The sequence below is a fragment of the Cytobacillus sp. IB215665 genome, from assembly GCF_033963835.1.
Taxonomy (GTDB): domain Bacteria; phylum Bacillota; class Bacilli; order Bacillales; family SM2101; genus Nanhaiella.
The window spans coordinates 83,808-103,357 of record NZ_JAXBME010000011.1 but is presented as its reverse complement, the minus strand read 5'-3'; the positions used below and the strand labels follow the sequence as shown (position 1 = coordinate 103,357).

Below are 19,550 nucleotides of genomic sequence, written 5' to 3'. Positions count from 1 at the left end.
ATTATTATACGAAATCATTTGTAGAAAGGTATAGTTACAAAAATGTGTCGGTTATTTGTAATGGAGAGATTGACCGCAAATACTAAGATTACATTTTTATTCCGAATATTATGTATATCATCAAAGGAACTTAAAAGGTGTATTTATTAGCTGTATTTATACTCGGTACATCCAAATTTTCATAATATGTTAAAAAAGTCCAATAGAGTCTTGCAGTCATTATGTACCACAACAAAAAATAAACTATTAATTATGCTTATTATCAAATATCTGTGAGTTAATTATTTTGCTATTATTCATTCATATGATCTCCTAAAAAAATGACTGTGTGTATAAAAATATAAGCCGATAACCCCAAAGGTTTTTTGAGGTATCGGCTGGAATTTACTATTAAATGCTCACATCATTTTGAATATGTCTAACTTTATCAGGGTTAACAATATAGTAGATGGCTTTTATCTTACCTTCATAGACTTTGAAGGAGACCACAGCAGTGAATCCTGTTGGGTCCAAAATGGTCAAACCTGCTTGCCCGTTTACTGTATTCAATTGAAATTTGTAGTTTTCCTCCAAAAGTCTAATAGCAAGTGCCTTAAATAATGCGCTTACTTTTTCTTTACCTATGACTGGACGTAATGCAGCTGCTTTTTTACCACCACCATCTGCATAGTAAGTGATATCGTTTTGTAAATATTTTACGAGGTTTGTTACTTTTCCAGTTTGGAAGGCGGAGATAAATGTTACGACTGTTTGTTCATGCTCCTCAGCAGGAATAGGAAGAAGTTCTTTATTAAGATCAGGAAGTTCTTTTTTCAGTCTACTCAATATTTTTCGGCAGTTGCTCTCTGACTTTTGAACGATATCAGCTACGGTTTTATAATCGTATTCTAGAATTTCTCGTAGTATAAAAATTGCTCTTTCTATTGGATTTAATGATTCGAACAAAAAGAGAAGAGCAATAGAAATGTCTTCTTCTGCCATTACATGATTTAATGGATCTTCATATTGAACAATTGGCTCTGGCAACCAAGTTCCAGTGTATATTTCTCTCTTCTTCCTTGATGATTTTAGCAAATCCAAGGAACGGTTTGTCACTAACTTACAAAGAAATGCTTTCACGTTTTGATTGTTCTTTAGCTCATAATTTGTTAATTTAGAAAACACATCTTGGACGACATCATCTGCATCACTAACACTCCCAGTCATTTTGTAAGCAAGAGAAAAAAGAAGTGGCTTATAATCTATATAAAGTTGCTGAATTAATGAATTTTCCAATATCCTTCACCGTCACTTTAGTAAACTTGCAAGATTCCATGTATAATTGCGGAATCTCAACCCTAATTGGCCTGTTAACGTAAAATTCATACCCCATTTTTGAATCCAAACAAATCCTTCATTTGGTCCTAAACTAACACAAAATAGCTTAACAGGGTAGCTAGTATGAACGATATGATTTGGCTGTTTAGTCATTTTATTCTTAATAATTTTAGCCAACCTCTGTGCCTGTGGAATAGCCTCCTTACATGTCATTCCATCGTATTCATTTGTAATAGGGTCAATTATTCGAGCACAGTCTCCAATTGAATAAATGTTTTGGTGCCCTTCTACTTCATAACAAACGTTAACAATTAGTTGATTTCGATCAGATAGTGGTAATTGAAATTGTTTGATGGTTGGATTAACTTCCACACCGTTTGTAATGACACATAAGCCTATTTCATATTTTCTTCCATCTGTACAGACTAGGTATCCATTCTTGAATTCCTTTACCCTTGTGTTAGAAAAAAACTTGACACCAAATTTGTTCATCTTTTTCTCTAATCTGGAACTAATATGTTCAGGTGCTTCGTGTAGAAGCCGTGTTTTCGGATCGAATAAAAGAACTTCTACTCCACTCGGATCAATACCATGCACTAACGCTTGTTCTTTTAGCCACACAGCAAGCTCACATGCAGTTTCAATTCCTGTTATTCCAGCACCAACTAATGCGATATTTAAATTGCTTTGCCTTTTATGATCAGAATTGAGTTTTTTTGTGTTATTTATTAAGTCTATTAACCTATCTTTAATAGCATGTGCGCTACTTTCATCCTTAAGTGTCATACCCCCAAAAAAGTGCTCATTGTCCTTAACTCTGCTACCTAGCGTAATGACTAAATAATCGTAATGAAGCTCAACTACTTGGTGGTCTTCCTTTTCAATTTCAACAATATTACCAGCCTTATTAATACGTGTGACTTCCCCTTGTAACACCTCAATACCCTTTGAAACATACCGTTGAAAGGGAACTTTTAGTTGTAAGTCGTCTGCATCTTCGGTAATTGCTTTTACTAATAGTACCTTTCGAAAATGATACGAGTTTTTATCAACTAATATAACTCTCACTGCTGTTCCTAGCTGGTCTTTTAATTCTTTCTTCAAACTGTCTACTAAGTTTATTCCAGCGTAACCTCCGCCTAATATCACAATTGTTTTCATTTTATTCGCCTCCTTGCCCTTATAACGAGTAAGGAGGTAAGTTTGTGACAAAAGTAAGGGAAATTCTTATAAAAACCTAGTCTGATTAGCAGTATTAAAAATTTCTTTTTATTTCTCGTTTTCTTGATTAATTGGTAGTGTAACGACAAATGTACTTCCATTATTGAGTTCGCTAATAGCCATAGTTTGTCCACCGTGCATTTCAACTATTTTTTTTACGATAGCAAGTCCTAAACCACTTCCTCTTGAAGATCTAGAATGATCAGTCTTATAAAACTGTTCAAATAGATATTTGAGATCCTCTTCTGGTATTCCAGGTCCTGTATCAGTGATGGAGCAGGTTACTTTAGATTCATCTGTAGTTAAGTTAATGTCGATGCTCCCTAATCGAGGAGTGAACTTGATTGCATTATTAAGGAGATTCACCCAAACTTGTTCTAACAAATCTTCATCACCTTTAAAATAAGTTTCTGGTAATTGGATATTCAATAGTAATTCTTTTGCTTCCCATTGAGGAGCTAAAGAAGTGATCACACGACGAATTTGCTCATCTACACGATAACGGACTAATGTAAAAGGATGATGTTCTGAATCGAGTGAGGCTAATTTTAATAAGTTTCCTCCTAGTTGAGACAACCTCGTACTTTCTTGTTCAATAATAGTTAAATACTCCATTTTTGCCTGTTGATCAATCTCATTATTTTTTAATGCTTTAGCAAACCCATGTATAGACGTGAGTGGTGATTGAATTTCATGAGAGACTCCTGCAACAAAATCTTGGCGCATTTGTTCTATTTTACTTAACTCTTTCGTCATTTTATTAAAATGGCTTGTCAATGAACCAATTTCATCTTTAGAGGTAACCGGAATTTCCACTTTATAATTTCCATTTCCTACCTCTTCTGTTGCTTTGATTAATTCTTTGATAGGCTGCACAAGTAGTTTTGATATATATAAGAAGAACAAGCTCCCTATTATAAGCACAAATGCTAACTGAGTTAGTTGTATTTTCCGAGAAGATCTGATCTGTTTTTCAGGGTTGGATAACACAAACAACGCATATTGCTTGCCTTGCTCTTCAAATGGCACACCGATAATTGAATTAAAAGGTGGGTTTACCCCTTTTACATAATTAGTATGCTCTTCACCATTTAACACTTTAACTATGTCCTCTTCATGAATGGTAGCTTGTATTGTACGTTCTCCAACTTCTTGTTTTTGAAGAAGCTCATCATATATGATAAATGTATATCCCGTAAAGGACATATTAGTAAAAAATGAGACAGCTTGTTGTGCATTCTCCTTACCATATAATTGAATGAATTCGTATGCAACGCTCTTCATGTTAGTTGCTAAATTATGTTGAATGTCCCTTTTATTGAATGCCGTTACGAAGTAAAAGGCTATGATCATACTTAACAAGATTGTAATGATGAAAGAACTTATCAATTTTGCATATATTGTTTTCATTGACTTAGACTCACTAATTTATACCCTAGTCCACGGATTGTTTTAATTTCAAAACCTGTGTCTTTCTTTGAAAAACGCTCTCTCAATCTTTTTATATGAACATCCACAGTCCTCTCATCTCCTTCATAGTCATAGCCCCACAATTGATGAATTAGCTGTTCTCTTGTGAATATTTTTCCAGCTACACTACCTAAAGTAAAGAGTAACTCGAACTCTTTTGGAGGTAAGGTCATCTGTTCATTTTCAAAAGATATTTGTAATCGTTTTCTATCTAACCTTGTATGACTAATATACAATATATCACTTGCTTCTATCTGATATCGCTTTAGTAACGCTTTTACACGTGCGACCATTTCTAGTGGATCGAAGGGTTTGACTAAATAATCATCTGTTCCCTTTTTAAAGCCTTTTAACTTATCTTGTGATTCTCCTCTAGCTGTAACCATGAGAACAGGTATATCAAAAAATTCTTTAATCTCCTCTGTCAATTCCCAGCCATCCTTATATGGCATCATAATGTCAACAATAGCTAGATTAATTTTATATTCTTCTAGTTTCCCCCAAGCATCTCTACCATTAGAAGCTTGAATCACCTTAAACCCAGCTTGTTCTAGGTAAAGAGTAATTAATTGACGAATGTGATTATCATCGTCTGCAACTAAAATTTGCAGCATTTTATTCCCCTCCTACCTTTACCATGCCTATACTTTATATGTTTATATTTTTTTAATTAAGTTTTCACTTATAACCGTTCGGATGGGTAAAGTGCCAATTCCAAGCACTGTCAATAATCGTTGTAAGATCACTAAATGCTGGTTTCCACTTTAGTTGTTTTTGTAATGCAGTACTATCAGCTACTAATATAGGTGGATCTCCTTCCCTTCTTAGTTCAAATTCGATAGGAATACTTCTATTAGTAACTTCTCTGGCTACGTTGATTACATTTGCAACAGAATATCCTTTACCCGTACCTACATTGTATATATTTGAAACTATTTTACCCTCCAACAAAGCTTTTAACGCTTTGATATGTGCATTTGCTAAGTCAATGACATGGATATAGTCACGAATACACGTCCCATCAAATGTTGGATAATCATTTCCGAACACAGAAATAAATTCTCTCTTTCCTAATGCAGTTTGTAGTATTAATGGAATAAGGTGACTTTCCGGGTGATGATCTTCACCGATTTCTCCATCTAAAGAAGCTCCTGCTGCATTAAAATAACGTAGAACGATCCATTGTATTTTATGCTTTTTTCCTAACCAATATAAAAATCGCTCAGTAAAGTACTTGGACTCACCATATGGATTAATCGGTTTTATCGTAGACATTTCATTTATCGGTTCATCTTTTGTAATTCCGTAAACAGCAGCTGTTGAGGAGAAAACAATTCGTTTCACACCATATTGTATAGCTTTTTCAAAAAAAGAACACGTTTTAAAAGTATTTTCACGAAAATATTCTTCAGGTTTAATTAATGATTCTGAAACTAAGCTTTTAGCAGCAAAATGTATGATTGAATCAACTTGATGCGTATAAATAATATCACGTAATAATTCATCATCAGCTATGTCACCTATATAGAAATAGGGACTATTAACAGCTTCTTTATGACCAGTAGACAGATTATCTAATACAATGACTTTAATGTTCTGACGCAGCAACTCTTGAACAGTATGGCTGCCAATATATCCTGCTCCTCCAGTTACTAATACTGCTTTCATTTGACCAGCTCCTTTTTTTGAGATTCGTTTTTTAGAAGTTGGTCAAAATAGGCTAGAAGTTTTGATCTTAATTCGGGTCTTTGAAGTCCAATTTCTGCAATAGCTTTTGTATATCCTAGCTGATCTCCTATATCATAACGATTCCCTTGCAGCTCAATAGCCATTAAGCCATCTTTTTTGCAAACGTGTCGTAATCCATCTGTCAGCTGTATTTCATTACCGGCTCCTCTTTCAATTGTTTCTAAAATAGGAAAAATTGAAGGATTTAAAATATACCTTCCTAAAATAGCTAAATTACTAGGAGCTTGCTTTAAATCGGGTTTCTCAATTAGATCATGAATATGGTAAACCTCGTCTTTTTTATTACTTGGATTAATAATTCCGTATTTACTCACATCTGATAGTGGCACCTGTTGCACGCCTACGATAGGAACGCCAGTTCTTTCATATACATTCATCATTTGCTTGATCGCTGGAGGTTTAGAAATCATAATATCATCACCAAGTAAGACTGCAAATGGGTCATCCCCTATAAATTGCTTTGCACAAAGCACCGCATGCCCTAAGCCCAACGGTTCTTTTTGACGAATATAATAAATATTTGCCATTGATGATATAGACTGTACTTCCTTCAATTGAGCTATTTTTCCTTTTTCTTCTAACATCCGCTCTAATTCTGTAGATTTATCAAAGTGATCTTCAATCGATTTCTTGTTTTTTCCTGTAACAAAAATAATACTTTCAATACCTGCCTGAACAGCTTCCTCTACGATATATTGCACTGCAGGCTTGCCAACTACTGGGAGCATTTCTTTAGGTTGAGCTTTTGTTGCTGGTAAAAATCGTGTCCCAAGCCCTGCTACTGGAATGACTGCTTTCTTTATCTTCATACACTTTCGCCTCTTTCTTCAGAATTTTTAAAAACCCAAATTCGATTGCCAATAAAGTTAATAAAGACACCAAACCCTGTCGCAAGCAATTTGCATAATAATAATGGCAAGTTTAATTCGTTGTATAAAAATGCAAGTAGGATTGAAGTAATTACTAACGTCATCAAGTTAACTAAGATAAATTTAACAACCTCGGTTATTTCAACTCTTGCTTGCTGCTGAAATGTCCATCTCCTATTAAGAAAATAGCTATTAAGCAAACCACCTCCATAGGAGATGATTTGCGCTATTAAATAATTCATGCCCATAGCGGCCAATAGTGAAAATATAGCAAAATCGATGCCTGTGTTAATCCCACCAACAATACTAAATTTAAGAAAACGATTTCCTTTGTTATTCATGCACAACACTACTTGTGACTTTTCTTTCGTGCGTTTCTACACCATAGCTGTCACTAACAATATATAGAGGACGATTCTTTGTTTCATCGTAAATACGACCAATATATTCGCCAATCACTCCTAACAAGATGAGAATAATGCCGCTGAAGAACAGTTGAATAATGATAAGTGAAGCCCATCCATCTACTGTACTATTTGTAAATAGTTTTTGGTAGATAACAAATACCATATATAGAAAGGCCGTGATGGATAAAAATCCACCTGTATAGCCTGCTAGCTTTAAAGGTTTATAGGAAAAGGTTGTAATGCCATCTAACGATAATTTCAACATTTTTTTAAATGGATATTTTGTTTCCCCAGCCAACCGTTCATTTCGTACATATTCTACAGCTGTTTGTCGAAACCCAACCCAACTTATTAAACCTCGTACAAAACGGTTTTTTTCTTGAATCCCTTTCATCTCATTACATACTTTACGATCTATTAAACGAAAATCACCTGTATCAACAGGAATATCAATATCTGTTGAAGCCCTTAATACACGATAAAATAAAGTTGCTGTTAGTTTTTTAAAGAGCGTTTCTCCCTCGCGTTTGATCCGTTTTGCGTATACCACATCGAATCCTTGCTTCCATTTTTCTATCATTTGTAGAATTAATTCAGGTGGGTCCTGTAGATCAGCATCAATCACTACAATGGCATCACCTTTTGCATAATCCATCCCTGCTGTAATTGCGATTTGATGACCAAAATTTCTAGCAAAATTAATTAGCTTTACTGATGGATCATCGTCACAGAAATTTTTTATTATAGAAGCAGTGTTATCTTGACTACCATCATTGACGAACAATAATTCATAAACTTCGGCTGTACTTTCCATAACTTCTTTTAAACGACAGTACGTCTCATGAATAACAGATTCTTCATTGTAGACAGGGACAATAATAGAATACCTAACATGCTCATTCATCGGCTTAATCCACCTCCGTAATTTTGAATAACGTCATCGTTCCGCTCATTTGGGATTCATTAGAAGTAGATTGCCATTGATCCTTAGGAATTTCCGTGCCGTGTTCTTTGATCCAATCTTCTACACCCGAACCTCTACCCATGAGTTCAGATGTCAATATGAAGTATTTAACCTTCCCTTCCTTGACCATGTCACTAAGCTGTTCAACCGTTAAAATTGAATCGGTTCCACTAAATCCTCCCATAGCCATTACTGCCTCACCTGTTTCGATAATGTATGGAGCTGCCGTAGTTGCTTTCGCAGTAGCAAACAAATACTCCTCGCCCGTATTATTTTCTGTTAAATACTCGATCGTTTTCGGGTCAGCATCTCCAATCATCATTTGCGCCATACCTTGTGTATTTTTTATATCAGGTCCCGCCGCCGGAAGCATAGCCATTCCACCGTAAAGCATCGGTGTCGCTGACCAATAGAAAGGTGCAATTAACAAGACTAGAAGACTAGCTATAGATGTAAGATAAGAGAACTTATTATTTTTTTTCATCATAAACAATGCTAATGACAAACCTATACCTAATAAACCAACAACTAAAGGTAATCCTAATCCAATTACTATTCCATTTGTCATTAAAATGTATAGCTCAAATAGTGTTGTTACTAAAATAGCAATTGGAAAGAGCCATTTTTGCCAGCCATTATCATTAAGATACGATTTTACTAATGCCACCCAACCTATACCTGTAAGTGCAGCTATTGGAGGAGCAAGCATGACGAGATAGTATGAATGGAAAAAGGATGCTACACTGAAAAAAGCTGCTATAGGTATAAACCATAATATCCAAAATAATATTTGACTATTTTCTTGTGTTATTTTTCTTAAGGTTCTCATCTTCATAAGCAACCCGATACTTGCTATCAATATAAATGGAATGAACCAACTAATTTGATCTGATAGGGCTGTACTAAATAATCTTAGCAATCCAGGTTCACCAGTATCGTCCATTTGGCGGGCGCCACCCATCATTGGATTATTACCACTTTGTATACCTTCTCCACTTTCCATTTGTTCTTGCATTTCTTTCATTCTTTCTTCCATCTCTGGAGTCATCTGCCCATTTGGTGGTCCCCCACTAGGCATACCACCCCTACTTCTATTTGGTGACATTTGTTGAGGGGTACCATTACCTTCTTCGTTAGATACAGGCTCAGTACCACCTTTCTGTAATCCAATTAAGCGAGAAATTCCGTTATAACCGAAAGCCAATTCTAAGACGGAATTTGTTTGACTGCTTCCAACATAAGGCCTATTCTCTTCTGGAGTTAATTCAACTATGACCGCCCACGATAATGAAACGACCAATAAAACAACAGTTGCACCAGATAATATTTTCGCCTTCCTCTTCCAATCAATTTTTGTAGCTAACAAATAAAATAAATAAAAAGCAGGTAATACCATGAAAGCTTGAAGCATTTTCATATTGAACCCTATGCCGATTACAGCAAATGAACCAATGAGCCATAGAACCTTTTCATTTTTAACTGCTTTAAATAATAACCAAGTAGCTAAAAGCAACGTAAATACTAAAAGACTATCAATATTATTCGTACGACTTACTGCTGCTGCGATAGGGGTACATGCCATGACTAAACTGGCAATTCTAGCTGCTGTGGTACCAAAAGATGGTTTTAAGAGAACATACATCAATATTACCGACCCTATTCCAGCTAATGCTTGTGGTAATATGACACTCCAACCATGAAATCCAAAAATAAATGCACTAATGGTCTGAATCCAAAACGCAACTGGTGGTTTATCCACTGTTACATAGCCTGCAGCATCAAAAGATGCGAAAAAGAAATTTTCAAAGCTTTGCATCATACTGTTTACAGCTGCAGTGTAATATGGATTAGCATAATCATCTGTCCATATGTTATAAATGTTCAGTACAGCAGCTAATAGAATAATAAGTATGAGTAAATAATCTGGTTTTTTTACATGCTTGAGCATCTAGTTAATCACTCCTTTAAATTATCTGCTTACAATTTATCACCTGAATATGAACTGATTATGAACAAGTGTAACGAATTGGTAGAATTTACGTTTTACTTAAATTGATAAGAATGTTCATTTTTCTGTTTTTATAGGTTTTTTGCTATTTAGCACTTGTAAATTTATAAGTTTGCAACGACTTATGTAAACATAAATTTGCGTGCATTTATTCAAGGTTAAATGTTCTTAATCTGTAATAGATGAAAATATGATTTACTCTGAATTATGCTCTTCTAACGACTGAGAACAAGTATGAAATACACGTAGCCATTTTTTCAAGTCGTCTTATCTTTTTTTATAAAACACTTCACATCGGTTTGGTATTTTAAGCTTGGATTAATAGGGATACTGCTAAGCAGTGCTATACATCATTTAATGAAGGATAAAAACTTGACACTCTAAGATGAAAATGATTTTTCTTAGTAAATATCTTTTAAAATAACATTCTGAGATGCTACTAAGTAGTAATATGGTATAATTTGATAAAAGGAGGTATTATATGGATAAGTCTAGTGAGCCTAAACGATTTGCCTTAAATATGAGTGCAGCACAATTTGTGAAATTCTATATTTTGTATTTGTTGACAACGAGGCTAACGATGTATAGTGAACAATTTAAAAAAGAATTTCGCACCCTCGGTGGCCAATGGTGCCCTGCCCCATCAACGCTTCTAAATACGCTTGCTCAAATGACTGAAGATGGCCTATTAACTAGAGAAGTTCATATTAAAGGTAAGAGACAGAGGATTTATTTATATCGATTAACGAATGCAGGAAAAGAAGAATTTGATGTTTTGAAGAAAAAATACTATAGTATTTTTGAAGAACAACGGAAGGTCTTAGATAAAGTCATGACGCAAGTGTATAAATGATAGATAATTTCACTAGAATAGAAGTTCAGTGACAAAGTGAAGAACGTCATAAAAGATAAAAAATTAAATTTCATCCATACTAAGCAATCGGGAGGTGTCAAGCATCACCTGGTTGCTGCTTATTTGAACTACTGAAGATGCAGGAAAATTGTTTTTATCGGTTCAAATTCGTTAGTTTATCGGTCAAAACCTAAACTAGAAAGGTCATTCGATAAACTAGATGAGGATGTTAACATAATTTACTTAAGGGTTCATTTGAAGTTCCTCATATGATCCATCATAAGGATTAAATATGAAGGAAATAGTATCGCCATCTTTCGTACATGTGATAACGTAAAACCTGGTCCCTTCATCCTTGTCCTCTATTGATTTCCTGTTATTGTGTACAATTGTCACGAATTCTTTATCCGCAATAACCTTTTGTGCCTGAGAGTATGAGTATTCTGGCTTTGTCATTAAAAAACTAATAGGGAGTAATATTAATATGAACATACTAAGGCCTACTTTCTTAACGAAATGGCTAATAATTGCTTTTTGATCTAAATTTGAAATTTCTTTAAATGTTATGATTCCTGCCATAGTTAATAAAACTACATGTACTGAAATTGGTGCTAATGAAACATATTTTTTAGCTTGAGTCATAAAATACATCAATTCTATTATACAAACCCCTATAACAAATAAGATAATGGCCAATTTCTTTCTCAACATACTCTCTCCTCTTATTAATACTAAAACAGATGACGCCAAACCATCTATTCAAAATTTAAAGATCATAAAAATATACGTTTTAGCTGTTAAAAGCTTAGCTCATTAAAGATACACCCTATCAATTGGGTAAGGTTCATGGTTTACCACCTTCATTTTCTTGCTACAGTACCGTAAATCTCATCTATTTATGACTCCTTTCCTAACTTGTCCCGCTATCCCCAGTTAATGTAACAGATACTGAACTAGTACTATATTTTTGCGCTATTTCTCTAGACATAATTTTAATAGTTGAGTATCATATTTTCTGTTACAAATAGTCTATTTATATATTCTGAGCTGCTACTAAATAGGAGTAAAGAATTAAAACACTATGTAAAAAACAACCTTTGATTAAGGTTGTTTTAAATTAATAACTACAATAGCCATTGAAAAAGGTTTGTTTTTACCAATACTTCTCTTGTTAAACCTTGTTGTTAGCCGGTTATCCTATGAGGAAATTTCATCCACACTTTACTTTTTCCATTACAAAAGCCTCTTATTACCCTACAATTATTTGTTATGAAATGGCGCATTTCCCCTTTTTGATAAACAAAGGAAGCTTTATAGAAAATGTAGTTAACTTTTCATCTGAAACACAACTAATTTCTCCCTCATGTTTGTTAATTATTTTCTTGCAAATATACAAACCAATTCCAGTACCTAATTCTTTAGTTGTAAAAAACGGTTCAAAAATCACTGCAATGATCTCTTTAGGAATGACAGGTCCATTGTTTGAAATCGTAATTTCAGCTTTTCCATCAGATGTATTACAATCAATATTCATTATTTTTGTGTGTCTAACATATTGCAATGCGTCTATAGAGTTTAATAGGATGTTTAAAAAAACTTGCCTAAGCTCCTCTTGATTTGCAAAAACACTAATATCGGAATGAATATTTTTAGTAACTTTAACATCTCCATCTACAATGCTTGGATAAATGAAATTTAGTAGGTCATCAAACAATTTTTTTAAGGAAACTTCGAATTTGTCACCGTTTATTAATTCTTTTTTTGATACGTGAAGAAATTGAGTGACACGTGAGTTTAATTGATGTAACTCATGTTCGATAATATCAATATATTTTATCGTTGGATATTCATTATTAATTAACTTTGTAAAACCAATAACAGTTGTTAACGGATTTCTAAATTCATGCACAAAGCTTGAAGACATTTGCCCTAAAATGGTTAAGCGCTCTTTATGTGTTTGATCAATAAATAGAGTTTTCTCCTCTAATTGTTCCTCCTTAATTTCTGTATACTTCTTAACTGTGTAATACGAGAATTGATCAAAAATGGTATTGATTTCTTCTAAAATCTGTATGAGTTTATCGTAAGGAAATCCTGAGCTGATAATCCAGTTATTAATTTCTTTGCGGCCTTCATTAACATTAAATACTAAATCTCCAATATTAATATTCGCTTCTACTCTTTCTGAAGCTACCTTGTACGCTAATTCTCGCACATCTCCCTCACTTAATGCGTTCTCCAACCTAAGCTTAACTAACTGAAACATTTTTTTACCGTTATTAATAACTTCTTCCTTATGTATATCATTATCTGAAATAAGTACACGTTGTCTCCAAGACTGTATAAAGGTTGAAACATTTTCATCTAAAAATTGTACAATTTCCTTACGAATTGCATTCATCCAATAGCCTCACTTTCTACTTATTTACCTCGTGAATAACTTGTATTGTGATCGTATCTATGTATTATTTTAGCAGAAGATTGAACTATAGTAAGAAAGGTTTTTTCTATCTTGGTTAATCTCCCATTGTTCGTAAATTAAGCATTTTTTCACATCAGAAAATAAACACGTATATACCTAACGTTCGTGGCATCTTTTGTCATTTATTATAAAGTCAATTGCATAAATTTAATTGTTGCACCCTAAATTAGTATGAATAGCTACATAGTTGTCGATAAGAGAGCTTTAAATTTCAAACAATCCTTCCATGCTAGTCTTTCGCACAAGCGAATAGTAACCTTATCCATAAAATACTCTAAAGAGCATGTTAAGTACTTCATAGACACAGAATCTACGAATCATAAAAATATAACTGTTATTCACTTTCAACATCCCTGACTAGTACAGATTTAGCATATTATGTTTTTATCCTCTAGAACTAAATAAAATTCCTCATAAATGAAAGGGGGATTGTAAAAATGGATATACCAGTTATTCCTGAATTAGGAAATATAGACAAGGATCAAGTATTATGGTTTTTATTACAAGCTATCACAGAAAACGAAATAGCTTTAGCACGACTTATGGAAGCGGAAGCTAAGAAAGTAATGATGGCATTTACTGCTTTTAAGAATCAAACAATTGACACAACTGAGTTACTTGCTATTACTGAAAGTGTTCAGCGTACACTTACTTGTGTAAATCAACAACAAATCCTATTAAACAATAAGTTGTATGATATAAGACAATTGATTACTCAATTAAATATTAATTAATATATTCGGGAAGTTTATCGATTTCCCTCTATTGGAGTTGTTTTTTACATTTATAAAACATTGCTTCTAGTATGTCTCTAGTACAAAAATACAATTTAATTTCCTTTAAAACGAATTAGACATTTAAACAAGCAATATCTATCACTCAACATACTAATGTAGTGTAAGACAATACAACAACGAAGGAGGGATTTAATTATGGGAATGCCAGTTGCACCTACTTTACCAGATTATGATAAAGAGAATGTTCTATTATTTTTATTAGTTACAGTTGGTTTTGAGGAACTAGCGCTAGCACACATAATGAATGCTGAAGGTGAAAAAATTCAAGCAGCTGTTGCGGCATTTGAATCTCAAAGGCTAGTAACTATCCGTGATTTATTAGATGTCAATAGTAATGTAGCTGAAACTTTAAAACGTGTTTTGCAAAAAGAAATCCTACTAGACTTTAAGGTAGATGACGTTAAGGAATTATTAGAAGATCGTTAACTATTAACTTGCACTAGCAAAAAACACACTCCTACTTCAGTAGGAGTGTGTTTCTAACCAAGTAATGTATGAAAGCCTATATATCCATAATACACGTATTATACTATTTAGCTTTCACCTAAAACTAAATTATAAATGCTTTGTAATAAGACTAACTAATTGTTCCTGTCGCCTGTATCCAACGACTTTATCAATCACTTCACCATTATTTAGAAGTAATAATGTAGGCATATTCATAATGCCATATTTTAATACAGTTAATTCATTTCCATCAACATCTAGCTTAACTATCTTTAACTTATGGCTAAACTCTTGATCTAAATCTTCAAGAATTGATCCAATCATTTTGCACGGTGTACACCACTGTGCCCAAAAATCTACTAATACTAAACCGTCATTAGTTTCATTTGCAAATGATTTATCAGAAACGTGTAAGCTAGGAGCGTTGATCACTATATTTCATTAGATCTTTTTTATAAAAATGCAAGGGTTACAAAAAAGTCTTTTTCAAATACAGGAATACAATTTTATTCTCACAAGAATAATACACACAAATCCTTCTGTTTGTTAATCAGTTAAGACATACTCTTTAGGATAGTGATGCTGTTCTTGTTCTTGCTCACCAGATATTGAGTAAATAAAAGTTAAAATTCCTATCCTTCCAATAAACATAAGGAAAATGATAACTATTTTCCCAGCATTACTCAAACTAGGTGTAATCCCTAAAGATAATCCTGTCGTTCCAAACGCTGAACAAACCTCAAATATGATCGACTTTAATGAAAATGGTTCAATTACGCTCAAAATCACAACGGAACTTGAACAAACGAGGAAAGCAATCATTACAATCGCAAATGACTTTGCGATATCATCTTTTTCTAATTCTCTCTTAAATATCTTTACTGATCCTTGCCCTCTAATATGTGCATACATTGCTAAAATCACAATAGCAAAGGTCGTTGTACGTATCCCTCCTCCAACGCTACTAGGTGATGCACCTATGATCATAAGCATCGCCAATGTAAGCTGAGTAGCAGTTGATAAATTATTTAATTCCAGTGTTGCTAGGCCACCATTCCTTGCTGACACAGAATGGAACAATGAAGAAAACAGTGTTTGATGCCACGGCTTATGTGCAAAAAAATGATTAAATTCAAAGAGGAAAATCAATAGTCCTCCAAGTACAATTAAAATGAAAAAAGTAAGTGTTGTGAGCTTAACATATAGTGAAAAACGAAACCTTTTGTTCCATTTCATAAATGATAAACTATCCCTCAGTTCTATCAAGACTGGAAAGCCAATTGCTCCAACAATTAATAAAATGATATATATAAATTGAACAAAATAGTCGTTTGCATATGGTACTAAAGAACTCCCTGTAATATCGAATCCCGCATTTGTCGTTGCGCTAATTGAAGCAAAGAAGCCTTGTAAATATGCGGTTTGCCAATTAGGATAATACTTTAAGAAATATGTGCCTAAAACAAGCATACCTAGAGTCTCTATCGAGATAATGATCAATAAGATTTGTTTAATATATATAACAAGCCCTTTATATGTAATACGATTTTGATCATAAGTAATGAGCTTTCTGTTTTGATATGAAATTTTCTTTCTAAACAACATCCACATAAAAGTCATTAAGGTCATTAATCCAATGCCACCAAATTGTAAAATAAATGCCAAGATAAAAATTCCTGGAACACTAAAAGTGTCAACTGTCGACACAACAGTTAGCCCTGTTACGCTTATTGCACTGATAGCAGTAAATAAAGCATCTATAAATGACCATTCCACACCATCTTTAACAGCAATAGGAAGCATGAGTAAAATTGTTGATACGATCGCAGCAACAGTATAATAAAGAACAATCAATTGAATTGGTGTAAAAGACAATAATTTTCTTTTAGCTAACATTCTCATTGTTTTTTCTCCAATACCTATTTCTTAAATATTGTTTTTAAAGAACTTGTTTGTGAGTTGATTTTTACTATCAAATAATCGTTTCGTTGCATCTTTACTCCGAGGTAATTATGATCTTAGATAATATTTTTGATTGTAGCAATAAAATTTCAAAAGAGCATTTACATTGATAAAAGATTATAAGTATCAACTAATTAATGCCCAAAGATAAACCAAGAAATTGCCTATTAATGATATTCCCCTTTAGTTTTATTGCTTTTAATCGCTTACATATCGACCCCATTCAACGAATTAGTCATTATACTAACACCATCAGAGCTTAACGTAAACCTCATGCTAAAATTGCTTCATTTCTGTTGTTTTTCGTATAAAAAAATTTTTTTCACAAATTCTCATTCACCTATAGTAAAATGACAGCAAACAGTTTATAGATTCGGCTTATTGCAATCTATTTACAATATTTCAAATATCCATTATGATCAATAAGATATAGATAGAAAAATATGATTAATAGAACAATTAAGTTATTTTATTGATATTTTAGGAGGATTTTGATGTTAGCAATTACAAATGTGACTGGTTATGTTGGTAATGGAAAAAAATTAAGTGATGGTACAATCATTGTTTCTGACGGTAAATTCGTAAAAATTGGAACTGACATTGCTATTCCTGACGGATGTGAGGTTGTAAATGCTAGAGGCCAAGTTATTACACCAGGTCTAATAGATGTACATACACATTTAGGTATACATGAAGAGGGAATTGGCAAAGAAGGACAAGATTACAATGAAGTAAGTGCTGCTTCAACTCCTCAAGTTCGAGCAATAGATGGGATTAATCCCATTGAAAAGGGGTTCAATGACGCACGTCTTGCTGGAGTTACAACTGTCCAAATCATGCCAGGAAGTGCCAATGTAATCGGTGGTGAAATGGTTATCGTAAAAACAGCTGGCCATATCGTTGACGAAATGGTAGTCAAAAATCCTTCAGGATTAAAGGCTGCTCTAGGTGAAAATCCAAAGCGTTTTCATGGTGGTAAAGGTGTTTTACCTATAACAAGAATGGGGACAGCTGCACTGTTAAGAGAAAAATTAGTTGAGGCGCAAAATTATATTGAAAATAGGAAAAAGGGCAAGGTAGATCGTAAACTTGAGCTAGAAAATATGGCAAAGGTACTCAATAAAGAAATTCCATTACGTGTTCATGCCCATCGTGCTGATGATATTGTAACTGCGTTACGTTTAAAAACTGAATTTGGCTTCGACCTTACGATTGAGCATTGTACAGAAGGTCACAAAATTGCTCCCTTCATTGCTAAGCACAATGTTCGTGTAGCTGTCGGACCTACTATGTCTTCTCGGTCAAAGATTGAACTTGCTGATAAAGGTTGGCACACACTTCAAGCGTTAGCTAATGAAGATGTACCATTTTCTATTACTACTGATCACCCAGTTGTCGGCATAGATCACTTGATGACTAGTGCTATTTTAGCTGTGAAATATGGCTTAACAGAAGAGATTGCTTTACAAGCTATTACGTTAAATGCTGCAAAACACTTAGGATTGGAAGAAAAGGTTGGATCTATTGAAGTTGGGAAAGACGCTGATTTCGTACTTTGGAGCGGAGACCCATTTGACTTAAGAAATAAAGTTGAGCAAACGTTTATTGACGGCAAACTTGTTTATGCTGAAGAGCGTAGAATGAACATCTAATTAATTAATATTGATGCGTGATCATAAATGATGTATTTTAACAAAATAATACGCTGTTTTCATACTATGAAAATAAACACCTATACAACTTACGTTCGTTGCATTTTATTTCGATATTTAAGGTTCTTTTTTGGTATTAAAAGCACCATAGTTTACGAAAAGAGCCTGACAATAACAACAAGCCTTCATCAGTTTAATTTTGAAGGCTTGTTTTTTTAACAGTTGTTTATTAGCTTAATTGTCTTGGTTATGTTTTACCTTCTTTTTAAGCTTCTTCTAGGTGTATGTATCTTACTGATAATGAGGTTTTGTCAAAAACCAATATTTTTGTTAATACAATAGCTACAAAGTAAGCCTATTATAATTTACTAAAAATAACATAACTAGTGATAAAATAACATATAACGACGAATAAACTTGGCAATACGTATGTAACTTTATTTATAGAACGTTCTCTTAATATTGCATAATATGTGATGATTGAAAGGATAAGCGTTCCTAATACGGTATATATATGGCTCGGACTAGAATAGAACAACAAACTACCACTTCTAAACATAACATCAGTAAACACTAAAATGAGTATGTTAAAGATGTTACTACCTAGTATTGAACCAATCGCAAGGCCATAGTTTGCAAGCCGTACCGCAACGACAATAGACACTGCTTCTGGTAAACTTGTGCTTGCTGCTACTAAAAATGATCCTATAAAGGAAGCCTCAATGCCAGTTAGTGTAGCTATTTGGTCTGCTGAAATAGTTAACAGGGTACCAAAAAGCAGAATAAGAAAAGCAGTCAATACGAAAGTTCGTACAGATTTTTTTAAAGATTCATGTGCATATTTATTTGATTCTCCTTGAGCTTCTACTTCTACATGTGGTTTTTTAACCTTTGACAATAGAACGATGCCCAATATATAAACACTAATTAACACAATCGTATCTATTCCAACAGAAAAGAAATGATTTGGGACTCTTATATAAAGTGATATAAAAATAATACTTGAAAGGATCATTACAAGCACATTTGTATAACCATTTTCTTTACTAGAGTAATTAAAAATCTGTTTATTTCTAAACCAGAGATCAACGAGAGCTAATATTAACAAATTAAATAAATTGCTACCTAGTACATTTCCAGTCGCAATATCTGGATTTTCAATAAAAATAGAAGTCACACTCGTTGTGATTTCAGGTAATGATGTTGCTCCACCAAGCATTAACCCTAATACCGCTCCATTTAAAGTTGATTTTTCTCCAATAATATCAGCATGTTTTGACAACTGGACAGCTAGAAAGATAGTAAAACATGCAGCAATGAAAAAGAGAAAATATACCATAAGTTCGTCCACC

Annotated in this window: 18 protein-coding genes; 4 read left to right on the top strand and 14 right to left on the bottom strand. The window is 33.5% G+C overall.

The features are described 5' to 3' along the window. Positions 1-390 precede the first annotated feature (390 nt). From sigJ to SLH52_RS13985, 9 genes are all read right to left on the bottom strand, one after another. Complete coding sequence (gene sigJ, locus SLH52_RS14025; protein WP_320209903.1) at positions 391-1,275, bottom strand: RNA polymerase sigma factor SigJ; 885 nt, start codon at positions 1,273-1,275, stop codon at positions 391-393. 12 nt (positions 1,276-1,287) lie between these two features. Then, positions 1,288-2,478 (bottom strand): NAD(P)/FAD-dependent oxidoreductase, encoded by a 1,191-nt coding sequence (locus SLH52_RS14020; protein ID WP_320209902.1) that lies wholly within the window; start codon positions 2,476-2,478, stop codon positions 1,288-1,290. 108 nt (positions 2,479-2,586) lie between these two features. Beyond that, a complete protein-coding gene (locus SLH52_RS14015; protein ID WP_320209901.1) occupies positions 2,587-3,948 on the bottom strand; it encodes a HAMP domain-containing sensor histidine kinase in 1,362 nt (453 codons plus the stop codon). Beyond that, positions 3,945-4,622, bottom strand: coding sequence for a response regulator transcription factor (locus SLH52_RS14010; protein ID WP_320209900.1), 678 nt, complete (start codon positions 4,620-4,622; stop codon positions 3,945-3,947). The genes SLH52_RS14015 and SLH52_RS14010 overlap by 4 nt, the downstream gene beginning before the upstream one ends. 64 nt (positions 4,623-4,686) lie before the next feature. Then, positions 4,687-5,676, bottom strand: coding sequence for a UDP-glucose 4-epimerase GalE (gene galE / locus SLH52_RS14005; protein ID WP_320209899.1), 990 nt, complete (start codon positions 5,674-5,676; stop codon positions 4,687-4,689). Then, positions 5,673-6,566, bottom strand: coding sequence for a UTP--glucose-1-phosphate uridylyltransferase GalU (galU, locus tag SLH52_RS14000; protein ID WP_320209898.1), 894 nt, complete (start codon positions 6,564-6,566; stop codon positions 5,673-5,675). Before galU ends, galE begins: the two co-directional genes overlap by 4 nt. Beyond that, positions 6,563-6,967 (bottom strand): GtrA family protein, encoded by a 405-nt coding sequence (locus SLH52_RS13995; RefSeq protein WP_320209897.1) that lies wholly within the window; start codon positions 6,965-6,967, stop codon positions 6,563-6,565. Before SLH52_RS13995 ends, galU begins: the two co-directional genes overlap by 4 nt. Then, positions 6,960-7,937 carry a glycosyltransferase family 2 protein gene (locus SLH52_RS13990; RefSeq protein ID WP_320209896.1) on the bottom strand — a complete coding sequence of 326 codons (978 nt, stop codon included), beginning with the start codon at positions 7,935-7,937 and terminating at the stop codon, positions 6,960-6,962. Before SLH52_RS13990 ends, SLH52_RS13995 begins: the two co-directional genes overlap by 8 nt. A 4-nt stretch (positions 7,938-7,941) precedes the next feature. Further along, positions 7,942-9,945 carry a glycosyltransferase family 39 protein gene (locus tag SLH52_RS13985; protein ID WP_320209895.1) on the bottom strand — a complete coding sequence of 668 codons (2,004 nt, stop codon included), beginning with the start codon at positions 9,943-9,945 and terminating at the stop codon, positions 7,942-7,944. Positions 9,946-10,486: 541 nt separating this feature from the next. Here SLH52_RS13985 and SLH52_RS13980 point away from each other — a divergent pair. Then, the gene (locus tag SLH52_RS13980; RefSeq protein ID WP_320209894.1) at positions 10,487-10,858 is read left to right on the top strand and encodes a PadR family transcriptional regulator; all 372 of its coding nucleotides are present in this window, start codon (positions 10,487-10,489) and stop codon (positions 10,856-10,858) included. A 243-nt stretch (positions 10,859-11,101) separates the two neighbouring features. Here the strand turns inward: SLH52_RS13980 and SLH52_RS13975 are convergent, their stop codons facing one another. Together SLH52_RS13975 and SLH52_RS13970 are read right to left on the bottom strand one after the other, a co-directional pair. Continuing rightward, the gene (locus tag SLH52_RS13975; RefSeq protein ID WP_320209893.1) at positions 11,102-11,566 is read right to left on the bottom strand and encodes a hypothetical protein; all 465 of its coding nucleotides are present in this window, start codon (positions 11,564-11,566) and stop codon (positions 11,102-11,104) included. A 559-nt stretch (positions 11,567-12,125) separates the two neighbouring features. Continuing rightward, on the bottom strand, positions 12,126-13,259 hold the full coding sequence (locus SLH52_RS13970) for a histidine kinase N-terminal domain-containing protein (RefSeq protein WP_320209892.1): 1,134 nt from the start codon (positions 13,257-13,259) through the stop codon (positions 12,126-12,128). A gap of 518 nt (positions 13,260-13,777) precedes the next feature. Here SLH52_RS13970 and SLH52_RS13965 point away from each other — a divergent pair. Then, positions 13,778-14,074 (top strand): hypothetical protein, encoded by a 297-nt coding sequence (locus SLH52_RS13965; protein ID WP_320209891.1) that lies wholly within the window; start codon positions 13,778-13,780, stop codon positions 14,072-14,074. A gap of 198 nt (positions 14,075-14,272) precedes the next feature. Continuing rightward, the gene (locus tag SLH52_RS13960) at positions 14,273-14,563 is read left to right on the top strand and encodes a hypothetical protein (RefSeq protein ID WP_320209890.1); all 291 of its coding nucleotides are present in this window, start codon (positions 14,273-14,275) and stop codon (positions 14,561-14,563) included. Positions 14,564-14,692: 129 nt separating this feature from the next. Here SLH52_RS13960 and trxA read toward each other — a convergent pair whose 3' ends face one another. Together trxA and SLH52_RS13950 are read right to left on the bottom strand one after the other, a co-directional pair. Further along, a complete protein-coding gene (gene trxA, locus SLH52_RS13955; protein WP_320209889.1) occupies positions 14,693-15,016 on the bottom strand; it encodes a thioredoxin in 324 nt (107 codons plus the stop codon). 114 nt (positions 15,017-15,130) lie between these two features. After that, positions 15,131-16,486, bottom strand: a complete 1,356-nt coding sequence (locus SLH52_RS13950) for a TrkH family potassium uptake protein (protein WP_413785533.1) — start codon at positions 16,484-16,486, stop codon at positions 15,131-15,133. Between the two features lie 554 nt (positions 16,487-17,040). Here SLH52_RS13950 and SLH52_RS13945 point away from each other — a divergent pair. Next, positions 17,041-18,198 carry an amidohydrolase gene (locus SLH52_RS13945; protein WP_320209888.1) on the top strand — a complete coding sequence of 386 codons (1,158 nt, stop codon included), beginning with the start codon at positions 17,041-17,043 and terminating at the stop codon, positions 18,196-18,198. A 358-nt stretch (positions 18,199-18,556) separates the two neighbouring features. On the opposite strand, the gene SLH52_RS13940 is transcribed toward SLH52_RS13945, so the two are convergent. Beyond that, the gene (locus SLH52_RS13940) at positions 18,557-19,537 is read right to left on the bottom strand and encodes a sodium:calcium antiporter (protein WP_320209887.1); all 981 of its coding nucleotides are present in this window, start codon (positions 19,535-19,537) and stop codon (positions 18,557-18,559) included. Between the last annotated feature and the right edge of the window lie 13 nt (positions 19,538-19,550).